The sequence below is a fragment of the Pedobacter sp. KH_004 genome (assembly GCF_057840755.1).
Genome location: NZ_CM174519.1, coordinates 5,294,939 through 5,316,494 on the forward strand (window position 1 = coordinate 5,294,939; position 21,556 = coordinate 5,316,494).

At 38.0% G+C, this 21,556-nt stretch carries 16 protein-coding genes; 9 read left to right on the forward strand and 7 right to left on the reverse strand.

Annotated features, from left to right (window positions below; translation table 11 throughout):
* Positions 1 to 206: 206 nt before the first annotated feature.
* Positions 207 to 761: a GNAT family N-acetyltransferase gene (locus AC3ITD_RS22905; RefSeq protein ID WP_489362933.1), complete on the reverse strand. Its 555-nt coding sequence runs from the start codon at positions 759 to 761 to the stop codon at positions 207 to 209.
* 162 nt (positions 762 to 923) lie between these two features.
* Entirely contained in the window at positions 924 to 2,117 is a 1,194-nt protein-coding gene (fabV, locus tag AC3ITD_RS22910) for an enoyl-ACP reductase FabV (protein ID WP_489362934.1), read from the reverse strand.
* 248 nt (positions 2,118 to 2,365) lie between these two features.
* On the opposite strand from fabV, the gene AC3ITD_RS22915 reads away from it, so the two are divergent.
* Together AC3ITD_RS22915 and AC3ITD_RS22920 are read left to right on the forward strand one after the other, a co-directional pair.
* A complete protein-coding gene (locus AC3ITD_RS22915) occupies positions 2,366 to 3,070 on the forward strand; it encodes a DUF2490 domain-containing protein (protein ID WP_265799326.1) in 705 nt (234 codons plus the stop codon).
* A 96-nt stretch (positions 3,071 to 3,166) separates the two neighbouring features.
* Complete coding sequence (locus AC3ITD_RS22920) at positions 3,167 to 4,057, forward strand: hypothetical protein (RefSeq protein ID WP_265799325.1); 891 nt, start codon at positions 3,167 to 3,169, stop codon at positions 4,055 to 4,057.
* Between the two features lie 219 nt (positions 4,058 to 4,276).
* On the opposite strand, the gene AC3ITD_RS22925 is transcribed toward AC3ITD_RS22920, so the two are convergent.
* The 3 genes from AC3ITD_RS22925 to AC3ITD_RS22935 form a co-directional block, all read right to left on the reverse strand.
* Positions 4,277 to 5,008, reverse strand: coding sequence for a head GIN domain-containing protein (locus AC3ITD_RS22925; protein WP_265799324.1), 732 nt, complete (start codon positions 5,006 to 5,008; stop codon positions 4,277 to 4,279).
* A 303-nt stretch (positions 5,009 to 5,311) separates the two neighbouring features.
* The gene (locus AC3ITD_RS22930) at positions 5,312 to 6,964 is read right to left on the reverse strand and encodes a M1 family metallopeptidase (protein WP_489362935.1); all 1,653 of its coding nucleotides are present in this window, start codon (positions 6,962 to 6,964) and stop codon (positions 5,312 to 5,314) included.
* A 119-nt stretch (positions 6,965 to 7,083) separates the two neighbouring features.
* The gene (locus AC3ITD_RS22935) at positions 7,084 to 8,952 is read right to left on the reverse strand and encodes a CocE/NonD family hydrolase (protein WP_489362936.1); all 1,869 of its coding nucleotides are present in this window, start codon (positions 8,950 to 8,952) and stop codon (positions 7,084 to 7,086) included.
* 193 nt (positions 8,953 to 9,145) lie between these two features.
* On the opposite strand from AC3ITD_RS22935, the gene AC3ITD_RS22940 reads away from it, so the two are divergent.
* The 7 genes from AC3ITD_RS22940 to AC3ITD_RS22970 all read left to right on the forward strand — a co-directional run bounded on the left by AC3ITD_RS22940 (position 9,146) and on the right by AC3ITD_RS22970 (position 17,379).
* On the forward strand, positions 9,146 to 10,045 hold the full coding sequence (locus tag AC3ITD_RS22940; RefSeq protein WP_489362937.1) for a DUF6515 family protein: 900 nt from the start codon (positions 9,146 to 9,148) through the stop codon (positions 10,043 to 10,045).
* A gap of 98 nt (positions 10,046 to 10,143) precedes the next feature.
* On the forward strand, positions 10,144 to 11,307 hold the full coding sequence (locus AC3ITD_RS22945; RefSeq protein ID WP_265799320.1) for an esterase-like activity of phytase family protein: 1,164 nt from the start codon (positions 10,144 to 10,146) through the stop codon (positions 11,305 to 11,307).
* 137 nt (positions 11,308 to 11,444) lie between these two features.
* The gene (locus AC3ITD_RS22950) at positions 11,445 to 12,110 is read left to right on the forward strand and encodes an HAD family hydrolase (protein WP_265799319.1); all 666 of its coding nucleotides are present in this window, start codon (positions 11,445 to 11,447) and stop codon (positions 12,108 to 12,110) included.
* Positions 12,111 to 12,137: 27 nt separating this feature from the next.
* Positions 12,138 to 12,419: a hypothetical protein gene (locus tag AC3ITD_RS22955; RefSeq protein WP_489362938.1), complete on the forward strand. Its 282-nt coding sequence runs from the start codon at positions 12,138 to 12,140 to the stop codon at positions 12,417 to 12,419.
* A gap of 186 nt (positions 12,420 to 12,605) precedes the next feature.
* Complete coding sequence (lpdA, locus tag AC3ITD_RS22960; protein ID WP_265799317.1) at positions 12,606 to 14,012, forward strand: dihydrolipoyl dehydrogenase; 1,407 nt, start codon at positions 12,606 to 12,608, stop codon at positions 14,010 to 14,012.
* A 453-nt stretch (positions 14,013 to 14,465) separates the two neighbouring features.
* Positions 14,466 to 15,995 carry a choice-of-anchor I family protein gene (locus AC3ITD_RS22965; RefSeq protein ID WP_489362939.1) on the forward strand — a complete coding sequence of 510 codons (1,530 nt, stop codon included), beginning with the start codon at positions 14,466 to 14,468 and terminating at the stop codon, positions 15,993 to 15,995.
* A 181-nt stretch (positions 15,996 to 16,176) separates the two neighbouring features.
* Positions 16,177 to 17,379, forward strand: a complete 1,203-nt coding sequence (locus AC3ITD_RS22970; RefSeq protein WP_489362940.1) for an MFS transporter — start codon at positions 16,177 to 16,179, stop codon at positions 17,377 to 17,379.
* Here AC3ITD_RS22970 and AC3ITD_RS22975 read toward each other — a convergent pair.
* Positions 17,369 to 18,256, reverse strand: coding sequence for a hypothetical protein (locus AC3ITD_RS22975; protein WP_489362941.1), 888 nt, complete (start codon positions 18,254 to 18,256; stop codon positions 17,369 to 17,371). The genes AC3ITD_RS22970 and AC3ITD_RS22975 overlap by 11 nt on opposite strands.
* An 86-nt stretch (positions 18,257 to 18,342) precedes the next feature.
* Positions 18,343 to 21,519 carry an efflux RND transporter permease subunit gene (locus AC3ITD_RS22980; protein ID WP_265799313.1) on the reverse strand — a complete coding sequence of 1,059 codons (3,177 nt, stop codon included), beginning with the start codon at positions 21,517 to 21,519 and terminating at the stop codon, positions 18,343 to 18,345.
* Positions 21,520 to 21,556: the final 37 nt, after the last annotated feature.

The window sequence follows — 21,556 nt, forward strand, 5'->3', positions numbered from 1 at the left end:
TTTTAAGGTGAGTGGAAACAGAGATTTATACAAATATAACAATACTAAAACGAAAACACGATTTTATTCAATTATGCGTTACGCAAATACAGGATATAATTTTTTTAGCCACAGATTAGCAGATTTAATCTTTTACTAAAGATATTGCCATCAGAACACAGATTTATCGAATTGTATCTTTCTAAAGCTTTAAGTCTAGAATAATCTTAGAATCTGCGGTCGCCTAAATTCTGCTCTTCCCATTTCGCTTTTTCCATTTGATAAACGAAATTCCATTTTACAGGTTCACCATAGTAAGCTACCTCAAGTTCGCCAATTTTTTTAGCACCTAGTTTTTCTGTAGCTTTTTGAGAGCGGAAGTTTGTTGCACCGATGTGAAGAATAACTTTATCTACAAACTGGAAAGCATAATCAAACATCAACTTTTTTAATGTGGCATTATGTCCTTTACCCCAAAAACTACGCCCAATAAAGGTATATCCTACAACAACCGAATTGTTTTCTTCATCCAAGTCGTAAAACCGGGAACTGCCGACAACACCACCTCTAGCTTTATCATAAACAATAAAAGCGCCGTTTGATTCTAATGCGCCTTTAAAAAAGTTCTCAAAAACTTCCCTTTTATAGCGGTCTTTATTTGGATGTTGTTCCCAAATTAGTGGATCGGTAGCTACCTCGAAAAGTTTTTCGAAGTCTTCAGCTTTTAAAGGAACCACTTCAATCAAATCGTTTTCTAGTGTAGGTTGTAGGTCGAAGTGCATATGATGGGGTTATAAAAACGGCTGACTACAGGTCAGCCGCCTAAAATGTTAACGAAACAATCGATTAGCTATGCACTCGTTAGAAGCGAGCCTAATTTTTAATGTCGTTCTGAGCTTGTCTAAGAACGGGTGAACGCATTTTGACAAGGCTTAATTTGATAATTATTCTACTAATCCTTCAATTTCTACCAGTTCATTTGCTTCTTTTTGATAATCAACTTTATCAATCTCAAAACCAAATAAGCTTAAAAAGTCTGAACGGTAACCTGGTAAATCGCCGATTGCAGGTAATGTTTCGGTAGTGGCTTCTTCCCAAAGCTTTGCCACTTTAGCTTGTACATCGTCACGCATTTCCAAATCATCAATTCTGATTCTTCCTTTTTCATCAACAGGAATATCTCCACCAGTGTATAAACGCTCTGCGTATAAACGTTGAATTTGTTCAATCGTACCCTCGTGAATACCTTCCTCTTTCATTATTTTGTACAACAATGAAATATATAATGGAATAACAGGAATAGCCGAACTTGCTTGTGTAACCAAAGCTTTGTTTACCGAAACGTAAGCTTTACCGTCTATATCTTTTAACTTATCAGCAATCGTAAAAGCAGTAGCCTCTAAATCATCTTTTGCACGGCCGATAGTTCCTTTGCGATAAACTGGCTCTGTCAGTTTAGGGCCAATATAGGAGTAGGCAACTGTTGTAGCGCCCTCAGCCAATAAGTTTTCTGCTTTTAATGCATCAATCCACATTGCCCAGTCTTCTCCACCCATTACGGCCACAGTATTCTTAATATCTTCTTCAGTTGCAGGGTCTATTGAAATTTCTGTAACATTACCTGTATGGAAATCTACGGTTTTGTTGGTGTAAGTTCCGCCAATTGGTTTTAAAGTAGAACGATGTAAAACTTCTGTATCTGGGTGTTTACGAACCGGAGAAGCTAAACTGTAGATTACTAAATCTACCTTACCTAAGTCGGCTTTAATTAACTCAATAGTTTTTGCTTTGATTTCTTTAGAGAAAGCATCGCCGTTTATACTTTTTGCGTATAAACCAGCTTCATGGGCTTCTTTTTCGAAAGCAGCGCTATTGTACCAACCTGGAGATGCGGTTTTGCCTGCTGATGGTGCTTTTTCGAAAAAAACACCAATTGTAGCCGCATCAGAACCGTAGGCAGCAGCAATACGAGAGGCCAAGCCAAAGCCTGTAGATGCACCAATTACCAATACTTTTTTAGCCCCATTGATGGCACCCTTTGATTTTACATATTCAATTTGGTTCTTTACGTTTTGAGCACAACCATCTGGATGCGCTGTTAAACAGATAAAGCCCCTCATTCTCGGTTCAATAATCATTTTGTTCTTTTTTACGTTTCGTAATGTTAAAATGGCTTTAATCCAAATGGTACAAAGCCAAATCTTTAACGAAGATAAATTTTTAATTCCTTTCGGCTAAATGAATTTTAAATAAAGACAATTTGCATCAACAATTTTAACTTCGAAGTTGTTAAGCTTATATTAATTTAATGTTATCGAAAGGCTTTATCAAAATTCTGCTATTTTAGCGCAGCGTTACGATTTCTACTTAAATATCAAATACCTTTATGAGAAAATTACTATTCCCTTTTATTATATTGTTGGCTACCTCGGGCACCTTATGCGCACAAACCCAATATCAAAATTCGGGCTGGTTTATGTTTGTGAATAATACCAAATTTAATCAGAAATGGGGTCTGCACTTCGATGTACAGGTACGTTCTGCAGATGATTGGGGCTATGTTAGAAATACTTTAGTTAGACCAGCATTGCAATATTTCATCAATAAAGATCATAATGTAGCGCTAGGTTATTTATGGCAAACTACTCAAAATAAGGCTGAAGGTGTTTCGAATACATTTTTGCATGAACACCGTATTTTTGAGCAATATATCTTCAGCCATAAGTTAAGTTCCATATTTGCAAGCCATAGAGTAAGGGTAGAGCAGCGATTTATTGGGCGGGCCAAGGAAGACGTTTTTTCGCAACGTTTCAGGTATTTTTTTCGCCTAATTCAGCCTTTGCAAAAAACAGCGGAAAGTTTTGATAAAGGTATGTTTGTGGTTTTGCAAAATGAGGTTTTTTTAAACTTTCAAAATAAGGAAAAAATCAACAATAGTGTTTTCGATCAAAACAGACTTTACTTGGCTGGTGGATATCGTTTTTCAAAGAAAGTAGATTTGGAAGTTGGCTATATGAATCAGGCGGTTAAGAATTTTACTAACCACACGAATAACAGCATTGTTCAATTTGCGGTATATACCAGGTTTTAATATGGTTTTAATGTTTTAAAGTCATATTTTGCTTGAGATGGATTACAAAATGTTAAAGGTGTTGTAATTGGTCATCGTTTTCACTCAATTTGCCGCGTGAAAAAATTGTCTATCTTATTTTTTGCGCTCTTGTTTGGCAAGCGGATGCAAGCACAAGAGTTGAAAACGTCTTCTGTTAATCGTACACCAACTTCCAAAAGTTTATTTAATCCAGAGCATAAAAGGAATTTTTCCCGTAAAGGAGATTTTTATTTTCATTGGGGGTATAACAATTCATGGTATGGTAAAAGCGATATTCAATTCCAAGGCCCAAATTACGATTTCAAGCTGCACGATGTTGTCGCTCACGATAGGCAATCAAGACTGGGATGGGATTATTTAAATCCAAGTTTAATCACCGTTCCCCAATACAATATTCGTGTTGGTTATTTCATCAAAGATAATTATAGCATTTCCATTGGCTGGGATCACATGAAATACGTAATGGATATTCCGCAAACGGTAGCTATTACGGGCAAAATCGGTGCGAACATTACTCCAGAAAATACCCCAACCGGTGCTCTTGCTGGCACTTATAATGGGCAAATGATTAATGTGAAGGAAAGCATGTTGACCTACGAACATACTGATGGCTTTAACTATGCAAATGTTGAAGTAGAGCGTTATGATGATATCTGGGTAGCTCCAGGTGGAAACACATCGTTGACTTTGGAAACAGGTTTAGGAGCTGGCTTGATGGTTCCACGAACGGAAGCTCATCTTTTTGGATTGGGTAGAAATAACCACTTCAGTATATCAGGTTATGGCATTTCGGCTAAAGTTGGATTAAAATTCTATGTCTGGAAAAATGTTTATCTACAAAACAGCACCAAATTTGGAGCAACTAACTTAACCCGGGTACACACTACTGGGTGGGATGAATTTGATAAGGCTAGTCAGAAAATAAATTATATCGAAAATTTAACGGTGATAGGTTTTCAGTTTTAAATGCTAAAATTCAGCCTAACAAAACGGAGGTATCTTACTGGAAACGGGCGCTTTTATCTAATTAAATTGATGAGCATCGCGTAGTGAGAAAGCTTTGTGATTTCATCGTATGAAAATTGAACTAAGGAGTGTGATGTGAGAATCAAATTTTAAATTCACTTCATATAAAAAAACGTCTCAAATTTCATTGAGACGTTAGAACTAAAAGGTTTATACTTTTTAAATTTTTCTTACCCTACCTGAGCCGATGATGGTTTTATCAACCCTTGCATCGCCAGAATAACTTAAACTTCCAGAACCGCTGATAAATGCTTTAATTGATTCATCTGCTTTGATGTGAACAGTTCCAGAACCACTTATGGTAGTCGTTAATGCACTTACTGCAAAACTTTTTCCTTCGAAAGATCCCGAACTGCTTATAACAATCTTCGCACGATCGGCGCTGCCTGTAATGTTCAGCGAACCAGAACCGCTAATTACTCCGTTGTAGTGATCAACATCTGCCGAAGCTTTGATGCTACCCGAACCACTTAAGGTGGTGGTTAAGTCAGTCATGCTGATTTTTCCATTTACAACCATGCTACCAGAACCGCTCATGGTTAAGCTGGCCAATTCTCTAGCCGATACGTAAGCGGTTATCTTTTTACCCTCATATTTTCTAGACCAACTGGTGATGCTGTTTTGAGGACGAATAATTAACACATTGCCCTTCACTTCAGTGATGATCGATGAAATCGCTTCAGCATCACCTTCTAAACGGCAACTTTCTTTGCTGCCCAAGGTAACCACAACATTTATCGGTCCGGCGGAAGCGATGCCATTGAAATTGCCAACCTCTCTTTCATCATCATTAAGCTTCGATGATTTAATATTAATTTGTTCTTTGGCAATTGCGCTGATGGCTGTTGTTAAGGTAAATGCGGCGAATAATAGGGCAAATAGTTTTTTCATTATTGATAAAAGTTTTATAGCCAATGGAGATGGCCTCAATTGGTTGATGAATACGGTTTTCTTATAAGACGATCATTTTATCAAAAAGTTGCATAGCTTATTAAAACTAATTCAATTTTCTCGGTGAGTAGGTGGGCCATAGGTATAAAAAATGATTCTAATCATTGTTCCGTCAAATAGAATAATGAGGTGTCGAGCAGTTCTCCTTTCTTTTTATTAATCGCAGGGTTGTTACCATCCATTTAACAACAAAGCCCAATGCGTTATGCAATGGGCTTTGTTTTGGATACCTTTCAATTGTTGCTATCCTTTTTTAATATTAATATAAAATGCAGGATCATTTTTGAAGTTTTCCGCAGTAATGCTGGCATCAACTTTTATAGTTTTCCAATTATTAGTAGGTTTTATCAAACTATAAACTCCATCTTTTAGTGTTACGCGAACCGGCATGTCAAAACCTTTAACATCCGTTATCCACCGATAGGAAAGTGTTCCGTTTTCAATTTTATATTCCAGTAATGGTATGTTGGTGTGGCGAAGATATTGATCGAAAACTTTATCTAATTTCAATCCACTTTGCTGGGCAATGTAGTTCTCTATTTGCGCTGTGGTTACCGTTTTGTGGTAGAAGGTTTTATTTAAGCCACGTAAAATCTGTCTGAACTTTTCATCATTATTAATTAATTGACGGATGTTGTGAATAAGATTTGCACCTTTTGGGTACATGTCACCAGAACCTTCTTTATTCACGTCATAAGGGCCAATAATCGGAATATCATTGCTGATCCCACTGCGAATACCAATTAAATATTCGCTACCTGATGCCTTACTATCGGTGCATTCTGTAAACAGCGTTTCAGAGTAATTAGTAAAGCCTTCATGCACCCACATGTCTGCAAGATCTTTGGTGGTAATATTATTTCCAAACCATTCGTGGCCACTTTCGTGAACGGTGATAAAATCCCATTTTAGACCGTGTCCCGTTCCGCTTAAATCTCGACCCAAGTAGCCTTTTTTAAATTGATTTCCATATGCCACAGCGCTCTGGTGCTCCATGCCTAAGTGCGGCGCCTGAACCAATTTGTAGCCATCTTTATACCATGGATAAGGCCCAAACCAATATTCGAAACATTTTAGCATCGGTTTTACGTCAGCATCCCAATGTGGACGGGCTTTTGCACTATCCACCTGAAGTGCCCAATAGTCAATCGATAATTTTCCGTTTTCGCCATCATAACTATCTGTCCAATGGGCGTATTTTCCGATATAGAAACTTACATCATAGTTGTTGATTGGGTTACTAACAAACCAATTGTACTGTTTGAAACCATCAGGTTTGTCAACAGTATTTCTTAGTCTTCCATTTGATATTTCTTGCAGTGTATTGGGAACGCTGATGCTGATGAGCATGCTATCAACTTCATCGCTTTGATGATCTTTATTTGGCCACCATACACTCGCTCCCAAACCCTGGCACGCTACCGAAATAAATGGATTCCCTGCAGAATCTTTCTTAAAGATAAAGCCACCATCCCAAGGAGCATTTTTAGCTACCCTCGGGTTCCCAGAATAAAAAACGGTAAATTTGTCTTTGCTTCCTTTTTTAATTGTTTTAGGGAAGGTTACAAAAACCGCATTATATTCTCTTGAAAATTTCAACGCTGTGTTATTATAAACTACTTTTTCAACCTTCAGATTATCGAAAAGATCAAATTGCAGTTTGTTAAAATCCTCCATAGCCGTGAAAGCAAATTCATTGCTTCCTGCAACTGATTTTTGGTCGATATCAATTTTAACATCTAAGTGATAGTAATTAATGTCGTAACAAGTTCGTAATGGTGTAAGCGTTCCACGTAAACTATCGGCTCTTGAGTTTACTTGATTTTTGCCAAGCATCTGAGCCTGAACGCTTGCAATGCTTAATGCAATGGAGATAAGGGTGAGTATTTTTTTCATTTTTAATATTTCTTTGCGTCATTGCGAGGTATGAAATAATCTCACAAAAACTTGAGATGCAATCAAAATGAGATTGCTTCGTGCCTCGCAATGACGATTGCTTTAGTTATTGCTTGAAGTTACTTCAAAACCGAAACCGTTATAAAGGAACTGTTTTTTACATCGTGATAAATTTTGTGCGTTGCTTTTTGAAAGTCACCAGGTTCAGCCTGGTAGATATCCATGAATTTTTGTGGATTACGATCAGCTAAAGGAAACCATGAATTCTGAATTTGAATCATGATTTTGTGTCCTTTTTTGAAAGTATGTGCCACGTCTGGTAGTGGATAATTCACTTTAGTAATAGCACCAGGAGTAAAGGCTTCGGGCTTTTCGAAACTGTTGCGGTATTTGCCACGCATAATCTCGCCACGAACCAGCATTTCATATCCTCCCATGATAATGTTTTCAGGATTCGGATTCGGATTTGGTTCATCCTCCGGATAAACATCAATTAATTTAACCACATAGTCAGCATCTGTTCCGGTAGTAGAAACGACCAGATTCGCCAATACTGGTCCGGTTAGGGTAATGTCCTCTGTTAAAGCATCCGTTTGGTATGTTTTTACATCAGGTCTTCTGGCAGCGAAACGTTGATCATCGATCATGTATTCTCGGGTTCTTCTTGCCTGAACGCCATCCTGATAAGGTATAGGATTATTCGGATCGCTCACATATTCGTCCCAGCTATCGGTTCTGCCCACTTTTTCAAAGCTCAATTTTCCGTTAGGTTGCAGGTATAGATTTTTAGTTTCTATTTCTTGAGGTGGCCAGCTTGCAAATTTTTTCCATTCGTTAGATCCCGTGACAAAAATGTTCGCTTCGGCAGCGTTAAAATCTCCTTCACCTTTTAAGTAGTGTTTAAAAAAAGGAAGTTCAAACTCTTGTTGATAATCGATACTTGTTTTAGCTCCAAACTGAATATCGCCAAAAGATGAACCATCACCTCGTACCCAGCCGCCATGAAACCACGGTCCAGCCACTAGAATATTGGTAGCTCCTGGATTTTGTTTTTCAATGGCTTTGTAAGTGTCGAAAGTTCCATAAGCATCTTCGGCATCGAAGAAACCACCAACCACCATCACAGCTGGTTTAACATTTTTCAAGTGTGGGGTAATCAATCGTGCTTTCCAAAAGGTATCTAAGTTTGGATGTTTAAATAAATCATTCCAAAATTTAATGCTATCAGCAAAATACTTTTCCTTTAAGTTCTTTATCGAGCCTGATTCCAAATAAAAGCGATAATTATCCTGAATAGGAAATTGGAAACCTTTTGGCCCTTTATCTGGTGTAATTGGTTTTGGACGTGGAACTCCGAAACTGCTCATGAAACTGAAAGCGTCCATTAAAAACAAAGTGCCACGGTGGTGGAAATCATCACCCATAAACCAATCGGTAACGGGAGCCTGTGGCGAAACAGCTTTTAGCGCTGGGTGCGCATTTGGAAGAGAAGTAGTGGAATAAAATCCAGGATATGAAATTCCATATATGCCTGCTTTGCCATTATTGTCTTTCACGTTTTTTATTAACCAATCTATGGTATCATAGGTATCGGTACTTTCATCAATAGCCGTTTTACCTCTTTTGTTAGTTTGTGGTCGAATATCTTCAAAAGTACCCTCACTCATCCAACGTCCGCGTACATCCTGATAAACGAAGATAAACCCCTCACGAGCCATGCCAGGGAAATTTCCCAGGCTTACTTTATAATTATCGGCACCATATGGAGCAACTGTGTAAGGCGTTCGGTTAATCAAAAATGGATGTTTTTTGGATTGATTTTTGGGTATGTAAATGGAAGTGAAGAGTTTAACTCCATCTCGCATGGGTATTTTGCGTTCTATTTTAGTGTAGTTTTCTCTAACATAAGCCGAATCAGGTTGCTGAGCCCATAGTGAAGTGGAAATAAATAAACAAAATAGGAGATTTAAAAATCTTGAAAAGTTCATTCAGGTTTGGTTTTTAGTAATAAAATTTAAATATAGGTGATTAGAAATTGATTAGAAAAAACATCCCGTAAAAGGTTTGTTAGCTGCCTTAGAGGCGATCGTCATTGCTCTATCAGAATTAAGTTAAATAATGTTAATGATTAATCTTTCGAACGCTTTCATCGTCATATTTATAATTAAATTAAACACAAACATGAAAAGGTTATTAAATAAAGGAATAGTTGTTTTGGCTGCGGCAGTGATGATGACAACTTTGACTATCGAGCGTGTTTCAGCTCAACGCCCAAGTAGAGGTGGCGGGGGTTCATCAAGTGCTGGAGGCGGTAGGTCAAGCTCCATTTCACCATCAAGGGGTAGTTTATCGAGGCAACCTTCTATGCAGGCTCCATCAAATAATAGGATGTCGCAGGTTCCAAATAGAGGTTCAAATAGGTCAATAGATCCAGGATTTAGTCGCTCTAATTCGGGCAGGCCTGAACGCCCTGGGTATAGTTACAACAGACCAGGTTATAACAGACCGGGATTTCGCCCAGGAGGAAATTACCGGCCGGGTTATGGGTATCGCCCAGGTTTTGGAAGGCCATACTATCGGCCATATTACAGCTATTATAATTTTTACAGGCCGTTTTTAGGTTTTAGAATTGGCGTTTTACCATATGGTTATTACCCATTTAATTATGGTCCGAACCAGTTTTATTATTCCGGGGGATTATTTTATCAGCAAAATAATAACCAATATGAGGTAGTAGTACCTCCAGTTGGGGCAGAAGTACCAAGCTTGCCACAAGATGCAAATCTAGTCACTATTGATGGGGTAGACTATTATGAATATAAAGGTGTTTACTATACTCAGGGCCAAAATGCAGATGGCGCTACGGTTTATATTGTTGCTGGAAAAGATGGCGTGTTAAATACAACTGATGGCCCGGTTGATACCCATCAAATTGGTGAAATTATTACACAGTTGCCAGATGGATGTCGAGAAGTAACCATTAAAAACGAAAAGTATTTTGTTTCTCCTACCGATGTTTATTACGAAGAAGTTGTTGATGGAGATAAGATTTCTTATCGCATCATTGGCAAGTTGTTTTAAACCATTCATTGGATAAAAAATTAGCCGTTTCGATATTAAATTGGAACGGCTTATTTATTTCATCAAATTCTATACTTTTGCCACCAAAACATTTCGATTTGAAAAAAATATTCTCGAAAATCTCCCTTTTCAATTTTGTTGCTATCCTATTGTTTTCTTCGTGTTCCACAACAAAAAATGTTGTTGATAGAAATAAGGAAAATTCAATTTCATCAATAAAATTTTTGAGCGAATACATTATGCCGCTTAATGGAACCTTCCAGAATACATTGGTGGGTGGTTTATCTGGTATTGATTATGATAGAAAAAAAAATCAATATTATATGATTAGCGACGATCCATCGCAGTTTAGTCCGGCGAGGATTTACACCGCAGAAATTGATATCAAAGAAGATAAAATAGATACGGTTAGGTTGACAGGAGTTACCTTTATTCTGCAAAACGATGGAACGGAATATCCGAAATATCAATACGGTAAAAATTCAAAAGCTGATGGAGAGTCGGTTCGCTATAATCCTTTAAAACAAACTTTTGTTTGGAGCAACGAGGGCGAACGGCTTTACAGAAAAACGGATACAACCATTGTTCAGCCTGCGCTAACATTCCTATCTACAACAGGAAAATATTTAGATACCATTCCGTTGCCCGCTGGTTTTCACATCACCAAACAGAAGTTTGGCGTTCGTAAAAATGCCTTTTTTGAAGGTTTAAGTTATGCAGATAATTTCAAAACTTTATATGCCAGTTTAGAGGAACCCTTATATCAAGACGGTGAGCAGTCGCATTTTGAATTTAATCAAGCCTTAACAAGAATTGTGAAATTTGATGTAGATAAAAAACAAAATACAGCACAATATGCATACAGATTAGATGCTTTGCCAATTAAGCCGACAGCAGAAAGTGATTGGAATTTGAACGGTATTTCCGAAATTCTGACTATAAATAATCATACCCTGTTGGTGATGGAAAGGGCCTGGGCAAAAGGACGCGACGATCACTCCTTTGTGAAGCTCTATTTGGTGGATTTGGATGGCGCTGAAAATGTAATCAACAATCCTTCTTTTATCGCGAATCCGCCTAAACCATTAAAAAAAACAATACTTTTCGATTTTGATTCTTTGAATATGCATATTGATAATATTGAAGGAATTACTTTTGGCCCGAAATTGCCAAATGGAAATAATACATTAGTTTTTTGTGTAGATAATAATTTTGGTAAAGCACAAGTTCAACAGTTTTTTCTTTTTGAAGTGATCAGGTAATCTGAAAGTCCGTAGGTTAGAGTCTAAAAGCCGAGTCGGAAGTTAGATGCCAGGCGGGAAAACAAATTAATCTTTGAAATCTATTAATCTGTGTAACTATCCAAAAGATAAATCTATGCAATCAACCCTTAGAAGATATGAGTAAAATAAAAGCGCTACTATTTGATTTAGATGGAACATTAATTGATTCCGAAAAGTTTCACTTTGATTGTTGGAATGAGTTTCTTTCCCCATATCATGTGGTGCTTGATTTTAAGGATTGGCTGAGCAGTTATGCTGGTATTCCTTTGCCCCAAAATGCAAAAACGATTATCAGCAAGTATAAAATAGATGCAGATCTGGATGACTTTATCGAGCGAAGAGAGCAACTTACCTTCGATGGATTTAGAACAAAAGATATTGCCCTAATGCCATTTGCATTAGATTTTGTTCAGTATTTCTACGATAAAGGATTTACCCTGGCAGTGGTTACTGCAAGTCCGAAAATAGACGTAGATGCGGTTTTTGCGAGAAATGGATTAGCTAAATATTTTACATTATTTGTCACCCGAACCGATGTAACGAAAAGCAAACCTGATCCTGAAAGTTACAATATTTGTGTTCAAAAACTCGGGCTCCAGAAAGAGGAATGTATCGTATTCGAAGATACTATAAATGGTGTAAAATCGGCAATGGCAGCTGGAATAACGACCTATGCCGTTCAAAATAATGTTAGGGCTCACCAAAAATTAAAAATCGCCGATCAACTATTTCTAAATTTCGCTCATGTAAAAACTTATATCCTGGAGCATGGAATTTTGTAGTGTTTTAAGATAAGTTTAATAAGGAGTATGAAAGAATCAGAAATTAAAAGCTTTATTGATTCGAGAGAGATAAAAGAGCAGATAACTAAAAGCTTCCAATATTTAATCGATAATAATACCAATTTTGATTTGGACGTTTCCACAAATGATATTTATTTGGATGTTGATAACCTTTCTTTTGAAATAAAAGATCAGGAATCAATTTTTATCAAGAGCTTAATTATTAAAGACGATTTTGAAATCGGTTATTATATTTTAGCTTTTAACCTTCAAAAAGAGCCAATCGACGATTATTTCGTGATTTATTAATACATATCTATAATTAACGTTTTTTACACTTCCTTTTGTAGGAAGCATTATTGTGCATTTTAGATTGTCTTTTTCAATCCTTTTTCATTGTAAAATTGTGCTTTTTGCATTGCAGCTTAGCGCTTTTGACTTTCAGCTTTCCGCCTTTTTTCCCTACCTTTGACTAATCAAAATTCTCAAGAAATTATGCAATACGATGTCGTTGTTATCGGTTCAGGGCCGGGCGGTTATGTTGGCGCAATCCGTTGTGCTCAGTTAGGGTTAAAAACTGCCGTTATAGAAAAATACAAAACTTTTGGAGGTACTTGCCTTAACGTTGGCTGTATTCCATCGAAAGCTTTATTAGATTCTTCAGAGCATTACCACAACGCTGCTCATACTTTTACCACTCATGGTATCGATTTAAAAAACCTGAAAGTAAATATGCCTCAAATGATCGCTCGTAAAGACGATGTTGTTGCACAGAATACTGCCGGGATCACTTATTTATTCAAGAAAAACAAAATTGATTCTTATGAAGGGGTGGGTTCTTTTATAGATAAAAACACTGTTTTAATCACTAAGGCAGATGGTTCTACTGAAACGTTAACAGCCAAAAACGTTATTATAGCAACGGGTTCAAAACCTACTACGTTACCATTTTTGCCAATTGATAAAAAACGTATCATTACCTCAACTGAGGCTTTAAATATCAAAGAAGTTCCAAAATCGATGGTGGTTATCGGGGGTGGAGTTATTGGTTTAGAATTAGGTTCGGTTTATGCCCGTTTAGGAACAAAAGTTTCCGTGGTTGAATTTTTGCCGTCTATTATTGCAACCATGGATGCAAGTTTGGGTAAAGAACTTCAACGTGTATTGAAGAAAAACTTAGGCATGGAATTTTACATGGGCCATAAAGTTACCGGCGCAACCACAAAAGGTAAAACAGTTACGGTAACTGCTGAAAATCCCAAAGGCGAAACTATTTCTCTAGATGCCGATTATTGTATCGTAGCGGTTGGCCGTACAGCTTATACTGAAGGTTTAGGCTTAGAGAAAATTGGAATCACTATTGAAGAAAGAGGTAAGAAAGTTCCGGTAAACGAGCATTTAGAAACTTCGGTACCCGGAGTTTATGCTATTGGCGATGTAATTACGGGTGCAATGTTGGCCCACAAAGCCGAAGATGAAGGAATTTATGTAGCTGAAACTATTGCCGGACAAAAACCACACATCAATTATAACCTCATTCCAGGGGTGGTTTATACCTGGCCAGAAGTTGCATCTGTTGGTTTAACAGAAGAGCAATTGAAAGAAAAAGGTACAAAATATAAAGCAGGTTCATTTCCGTTTAAAGCTAGCGGACGTGCAAAAGCCAGTATGGATACCGATGGCTTTATCAAGGTTTTGGCAGATGCTGCAACAGATGAAGTTTTAGGTGTGCATATGATTGGTCCACGTGCTGCAGATATGATTGCTGAGGCCGTTATCGCGATGGAATTTCGTGCTTCTGCTGAAGATATTGCCCGTACCTGTCACGCTCACCCAACTTATACTGAGGCATTGAAAGAAGCGGCAATGGCTGCAACTGAAAACAGAGCGATACATATTTAATTGTCGTGGTCTGTGTCTTCACAGGTCAATTATATAAAGAGGCCGATAAGAAATTATCGGCCTCTTTTGCGAAACTTGTTTTTTTAATTGTAGTCATTTTCACTGCAAGCGGGAGATCTCTCAAAGATTTCTTAAAATTTTGGGCATGCCCAAGCTAGGCAAGGGTCAGGCTATTCGTTCCAATCTTTTTATTGTCCTTCGACTACGTTCAGGATGACAACAAAAAGGATTTCCTCTGCTATCCCTCATGCAAAACCCATAGCATATCATCCGCTCGTTAATTAGCTCCTTACGCTACACTCTACACTCCCTACTTCTAAATTTTTGCTACTTGTTCTTTAATCTTTGCTCCTTACTCCTTTTAGCGCAATTCCTTAACAAAATGATAACAAGTACAGACTGAAAAAAAGCGTTGTTCAAATTTATTTTTGCGTTTCAGATATTAAATAAACCATGAATTGTAAAAAACTTTTCGTTGCCTTATTAGTTGCAACGATGGCTTTCAGCGCCTGTAAAAAAGCATCAGAACCGATAGATACAGAAGAGCCGATTGTGGCCGAAGATATTGCGAGTTTTAAGGAAACAGCCTCAGTAGATTTGGGCGGCGAAACTGCAGCAGAAATCACCGCTTACGATTCTTCAACTAAGAAGCTTTTTGTGGTGAGCAACGATGGTGGTGCTAAAGTTGAAGTATTGGATTTAGCCAGTTATCCTACAGTTACCAAAATAAAAACACTTTTATATGCCAGTAACGCAGGGATTAACAGTGTTGCAGTGAACAATGGTTTATTGGCTATTGCCTTAGATGGCGCAAATAAACAAGGTAATGGAGATGTAGTAATATTGAAAACATCAGATTTATCAGAAGTAAAAAAAGTGACTGTTGGCGCCATGCCCGATATGGTCACTTTTAGCCCTGATGGAAACTATATTCTTTCTGCAAACGAAGGTGAACCGAATGATGAATATACTGTTGATCCAATAGGGACGGTATCAGTGATTAGTATAAAAGATAATTATTCAGTTAAAACTTTAGATTTTTCGGCTTTCGAATCGCAAAGAGCAACTTTGGTGGCGGGCGGTTTTAGAATATATGGCCCGAAAGCAAGTTTTGCTCAAGACATTGAACCGGAATACATTGCAGTAAGTTCTGATTCCAAGAAAGCTTATGTAACCTTGCAGGAAAACAATGGTGTTGCCGAAGTTGATATCATTGCCGGAACGATTACTAAAATTACTCCGCTAGGAACAAGAGATATAAGCTTAGCCGAAAATGCATGGGATGTAAGCGACGACGAAAAAAGCGGAAAGAAGATTCAGTTAGAAAACTGGCCAATTAAAGCTTTCTACTTACCGGATGCTATTTCGTATTTCAGCACTGGCGGTACTTCTTATCTGGCATTAGCGAATGAAGGTGATACGAGAGCATGGAAAGGTTACGATGAAGAAGCAAGAGTGAAGAGTTTAAAGTTAGACCCTACAAAATTTCCGACAGCGGCAACTTTACAATTAGATGCAAACCTGGGTAGATTAACGGTAACGAAAGCCTTCGGCGATAATGACGGGGATGGAGATTACGATGAACTTTATGCTACTGGCGGAAGAAGTATGAGCATTATCAATGCAAATACTGGCGCACTAATTGCAAACGTAGGTAAGGATCTGGAACAGCAGGTTATCGACGCTGGCAAATACGATGATACCCGATCGGATAACAAAGGAGTGGAAGTTGAAGGTGTTACAGTGGCAGAGGTAAATGGCAGAACCCTGGCTTTTATCGGTATGGAGCGAGTAGATATGATTGCGGTTTATGATGTGAGCACCCCTTCTGCCCCTAAATTTGTCCAATTGTTTGGTACAGGAGATGCCCCTGAAGGTCTATTATTTGTAAAACCAAAAGATAGTCCGAATGGAAGAAGTTTACTTATTGTTGCCAGCGAGGGCGATGGTGTAGTAAAATTTTTCCAGCCAAATAAAATATAAATACCACTTTTACCTATGATTAGACCGCCTTTTTGGCGGTTTTTTTATTTCTAACAGTAGGTCGAATTAAATTAATTATGCTACCTAACTTTATTAGGTTAAAATGATAAATACATCTTTTAATTGCCGTTTGATTTGAAGAACTTTGCATCCAAATCCCCGGGATATTAAAAATCAAGTTTTGGAAGAGAATAGTACGCATCAGGAAGTTTTAAATCAGGCAGAAGTTAAACCTGTTCAAATCCAAAGTTCTTCAAACCGGATTCGTTTAGCGGTTTCATTGTTTTATTTCGGCCAAGGCATCGCATTTGCTTCCTGGGCCAGTAGAATTCCTGATATTAAACACAGCTTAAATTTATCAGATGGCGAACTTGGTAGTATTTTGTTGGCGCTTCCGTTGGGGCAATTGGTTACTATGCCAATTTCAGGTGGGTTAGTTACTAAATATGGCAGTAAAGCTATTCTTACCATCACGGCTCCGTTGTATGTTTTGGCCTTAAGTAATTTGGGGCTGGCTACCGCTTCCTGGCATTTAGCCGCGTTTCTCTTTCTCTTTGGTATAATAGGAAATATGTGCAACATTGCCGTGAATACGCAAGGTTCAGAAGCGGAAAAATTATTCGGTCGACCTATTATGACATCTTTTCACGGCGCCTGGAGTATTGCAGGTTTCACAGGTGCATTGGTTGGTTTATTAATGGTTAATCTCCATATCGTTCCTTATCATCACTTTTGGATTATTGTCGCTTTAATTTTTATAAACGTATTTTTCAATTATAAACACTTGGTTCCTGGCAAAGGAACCAGAACTGAACGAAAAGGAAAGCTTTTTGTAAAGCCTGAGGGCGTTCTTTTACAGTTGGGCATTATTGGTTTTTGTAGCATGGCAACGGAAGGCGCAATGTTCGATTGGAGCGGGGTTTATTTCAAGGAAATTGTTAAAGCACCTTCTTCTTTAGTGATTTTAGGTTACGCTTCTTTTATGGTCATGATGGCCACCGGAAGGTTTGTAGGTGATCGAATTATTGCTAGCCTGGGAAGAAAACAAACCATTCAAATTAGTGGTTTGATTATATCTTCCGGAATGTTTCTTTCTGTTTTTCTGCCTTATATTATTCCAGCGACTATCGGTTTTATGTTGGTCGGTATAGGTGTATCGAGTATCGTTCCTACAGTTTACAGCGTTGCCGGCAAAAATGGAAAGATGTCGGCAGGTATGGCTATCGCTATGGTTTCTAGTGTGAGTTACTTAGGCTTTTTGATGGGGCCGCCGCTCATTGGTTATATTTCTGCATTATCCAGCCTTCAATACTCTTATGCCGTAATTGGGCTGTTTGGATTATTGGTGAGCTTTTTGGTAACCAAGATAAAAGCTATTGAGTAGAGGATTTGCCTGCACGATCTTTTTGAATACTTGAGCTTTCTTTTTTAATCAAGCCGTGCTCCTTCAACGTAGCGATCGCCAATTCAATCAACCTGAGGTTTTCATACTGATGGCCATGTTGCACTTCTACATTAATATAAGGAATATTGTTCTGCATGGCATATACTGAAAGTGATCCATCATTTTCGGCAAATTTCGATTGCAGAATTACGTTTACATTTGCTTTTTTCAAGCTAGTAAATAATCTTGGTTCAGTTACGTAAAGTAAATCATCGCCATCCATTTCAAAATTTATAAATACAGAATCAGCGGTGCTTGATAAATCGTAACCAGGCAAATAAGAAGAAATGCCAAAACCGCCATCAGCATTATTGTGTAATGTTAAAATGTAGCCAGTTGATTTTGGATCGTAGAAATCAACAATTTGTTTGCCTGCATCCAGAATTAGTTTTTCTATCTCGTTAGAGCTAAAATAATCTTTTTTAAGTCTGCTATTTACACCCCGTTGTGTATAAATTGCATTTGGATCTATTCGGTATTGATCGTCCATGTGAGTGAAAACATAATCACGTACGCCACCGTACTGGCTATCGATTAGCTCTCCACCACTCCAGCGGATATAATCAAAACCAGCCTTTACGCCGGTATCTTCATTATCATGAACCACTAAAAACCTTACGCCATTGGGTTTGTATGAGTATTTAACTAAATTGATATTTAGATCAGCAATCTTGATAAATGATGAATCTGTGGTCATCGCTGGAAAAACAGGGGGATGTTGAGCCTTTGCTAACAGTGAAGCGATGATTAAAATGAGAGTTGAAGCAATTTTAAACATATCACTAATATACAACGTTGCATAATATTTTGTTTGCAAGTGGCGTATTTCTAAAACAGATTGCAAAAAAAAGGTCGCCTTTGGGAGGCGACCTGATTGATTGTTAATGTGGATGAATTAATATTTTAATGACCGTGATCTAAGTCATATTCATTTACGTCTTTGTGATCGTAAGGCTCAACCATTAAATCCTCAATAGTTTGACCCTTTTTATCATAACCAAATTTGTGCAACATATTGTCGAAAATTTGATACATCACTGGTACAACGACCAATGTTAAGAAGAGCGAACTTGTTAAACCACCGATAATAACCCAAGCCAAACCGTTTTTCCAATCGGCACCAGCACCACTGGCCAACGCGATAGGCAACATACCAATTACCATGGCAATGGTTGTCATCAAAATCGGGCGTAAACGGGCATGGTTAGCTAAAATAAGAGCTTCGTGAGTAGACTTTCCTTGTGCTTTCATTTGGTTGGTAAAATCGACGAGGATAATCGCATTTTTTGCCACCAAACCCATCAGCATAATGAAACCTAAAATAGTGAAGATACCCAATGCATTATTGGTTAATGCCAGGGCAAGCAAGGCACCAATTAAGGCAAGAGGTAACGAGAACATTACTACCAACGGATAAACAAAACTATCGTATAAGGCTACCATGATTAGATAAACCAATACAATCGCTGCAAGTAAGGCGATACCTAAAGTACCAAATCCTTCACTTTGGTTTTCTTGGTCACCGGCCCAATAGAAACTAATTCCAGCTGGTTTTTTCAATTTATCCAGTTCAGTCTGGAAATTGGTAACAACTGTACCTGTTGGCACACCAACTGTTTGAGCTTTTACGGTTACTGAAGTAGATTTATTTAAACGCTCCAATAAACTTGGACCAGAACCTTCTTTAATATCGGCAAACTGAGAAAGCTTGATTTGTTGCCCGGCTTGGTTGGTGAAAATCAAATTACGAACATCATCAATATCTTTTCTGTCGAAATCCTGATATTGAATGTTTATATCATACTCATATTCTCCCTGACGGAATTTTCCATCAGTATTACCAGCAAAAGCAGTTTGCATCGTTGCACCTACTGTTTGCAGCGTAAGGCCTAAGGCCGACATTTTATCGCGATCAACCTTTACGTTAATCTCTGGTGTTCCTTTTTCTACAGATAATTTAGTTTGTGTAGCTCCAGGAATTTTTGCAAGAACATTTTGTGCCTTTTGTGCAAATGCTAAAACGCTATCCAGTTCAGAACCCATCACTACCAATTGGATTGGTGCATCATCGGCAGTTCCCAAAATACCAATCGGAACGGTTTTGATTTTGGCACCCACCAATACTTTCTCTAATTCGCGGGTGTAGGTAGTGGAAATGATATCCGACGAAACATTTCCTCTCTCTTCTTTTTCCTTTAATTTTACGTTGATTTCCGATTTATAAGCCGTAGACTGACTTGCACCCATGCCTTCACTCGATTGACCAACCGTAGCAATGGTTTGAATTACATCTTTCTGTTTGCTTAAATAATCCTCAGCTTTTTGCGTGTAGAAGTTGGTTTGTTCCAAAGAAACATCTTTAGGCATTTCTATTTGTAATAAGAATTCGCCTTTATCTGATTTAGGGAAAAACTCAAAACCAATATATCCACCTGCCAATAAACCGCATGATGAGATAAACATTACAAACATAATTATTAATGTGAGTGCCTTATGACCTAAGGTCCATATTAATAGGTTTGTAATCCACTGGGTAAACTTGCGCAATTGTTTTTCAAACCAAAGGATAAATTTCCCGAAGATATTTTTTCCTTCAATACGTTCTAATTTACCAAAACGGGAGAAAATTAATGGTACGATAGTAAATGATGCTACCAACGAAAGCAATGTTGAAATGATTACCACCACACAAAACTGACGTAAAATGTTAGCCACCATACCGGTACTCACTGCAATTGGGAAGAACACTACCACAATTACGAAGGTGATGGAAACTACGGTAAAACCAATTTCACGGGTTGCATCAGAAGCTGCTCTGACCCTGTTTTTGCCCATCTCCATGTGGCGCTGAATGTTCTCCAAAACCACAATCGCATCATCGACCAGGATCCCTACCACGAGTGATAGACCCAGTAGCGACATTAAGTTTAAGGTATAGCCAAATAAAGCAATACCGATAAATGTTGCAATTAGCGATGCAGGAATCGAAATCATTACGATTACGGCGTTACGAAGACTGTGTAAGAAGAAAAGCATTACGATTGCTACCAACACAACAGCCAGCATTAAATCGTGGATTACCGCATCGGCAGATTCTAGCGTATAGACCGAACTATCGTTTACGATTTTAATATCTAAACCAACATTTTTGTAATCGGCTTTAAGTTTTTCGATGGTTTGCTTTGTACCCTCACTTACCGTTACAGCGTTGGCATCACTTTGTTTAATAATTTGAACCGCAATAGAGTTTGCTCTATTAATACGGGCAATTTTTTCAGTTTCTTTTTGCGTATCCTGAACGTCGGCTATATCACCTAAGCGAATTTGCGCGCCGTCTTTACTGGTACTCACCACTAGGTTACGCATGTCTTCTACACTGGCGTATTTACCAGATAAACGTACTAAAATGTCTTGCGCTCTTGTTTTAACACTTCCGGTAGGGAAATCTAAGTTAGAAGATAAGATAGCTTGCTGAATTGCAGGAACTGATAAACCGTAACCTTGCAGTTTTTTTGCGTCCATTGCTACTTTAATTTCACGCTCAGAACCACCAATTAAATTTACCTGTGCCACACCTGGTACACGCGAAATAATTGGTGCAATACGTTTGTCCATCAAATCGTAGAACGAAATATCGTCCATGTTGCCTGATGCAGACATCGTGATTACCGGAAAGTCATCCAAAGAGAACTTACTTAAAGATGGTTGTTTTACATCGTCCGGTAAATCGGCTAAAATCGCATTTACCTTTCTTTGTGCATCATTTAAGGCAATATCTATCTCTGCTTTATCGGTAAGAGTAATAATTACTACAGATAAACTCTCATAAGAGTTGGCGTTGATTTTTTTGATGTTTTCCATTGAGGAAACCGCATCCTCAATTTTTTTGGTAACGGTACTTTCTACCTCATTAGGTGAAGCACCAGGGTAGATGGTTGAGATAGATACTACGTTAGAAGAGAACTTTGGTAAAAGTTCGTATCCCAGCGAGAAATAACTCAATAAACCCATCAGCGTTAGTGCGGTAAATACCACAATAACCAATGAAGGTCTTTTTATTGATATGTCAGTGATTTTCATTTTTCTTGGTATTGCGTTTGGCGTACAGCGATTAGCG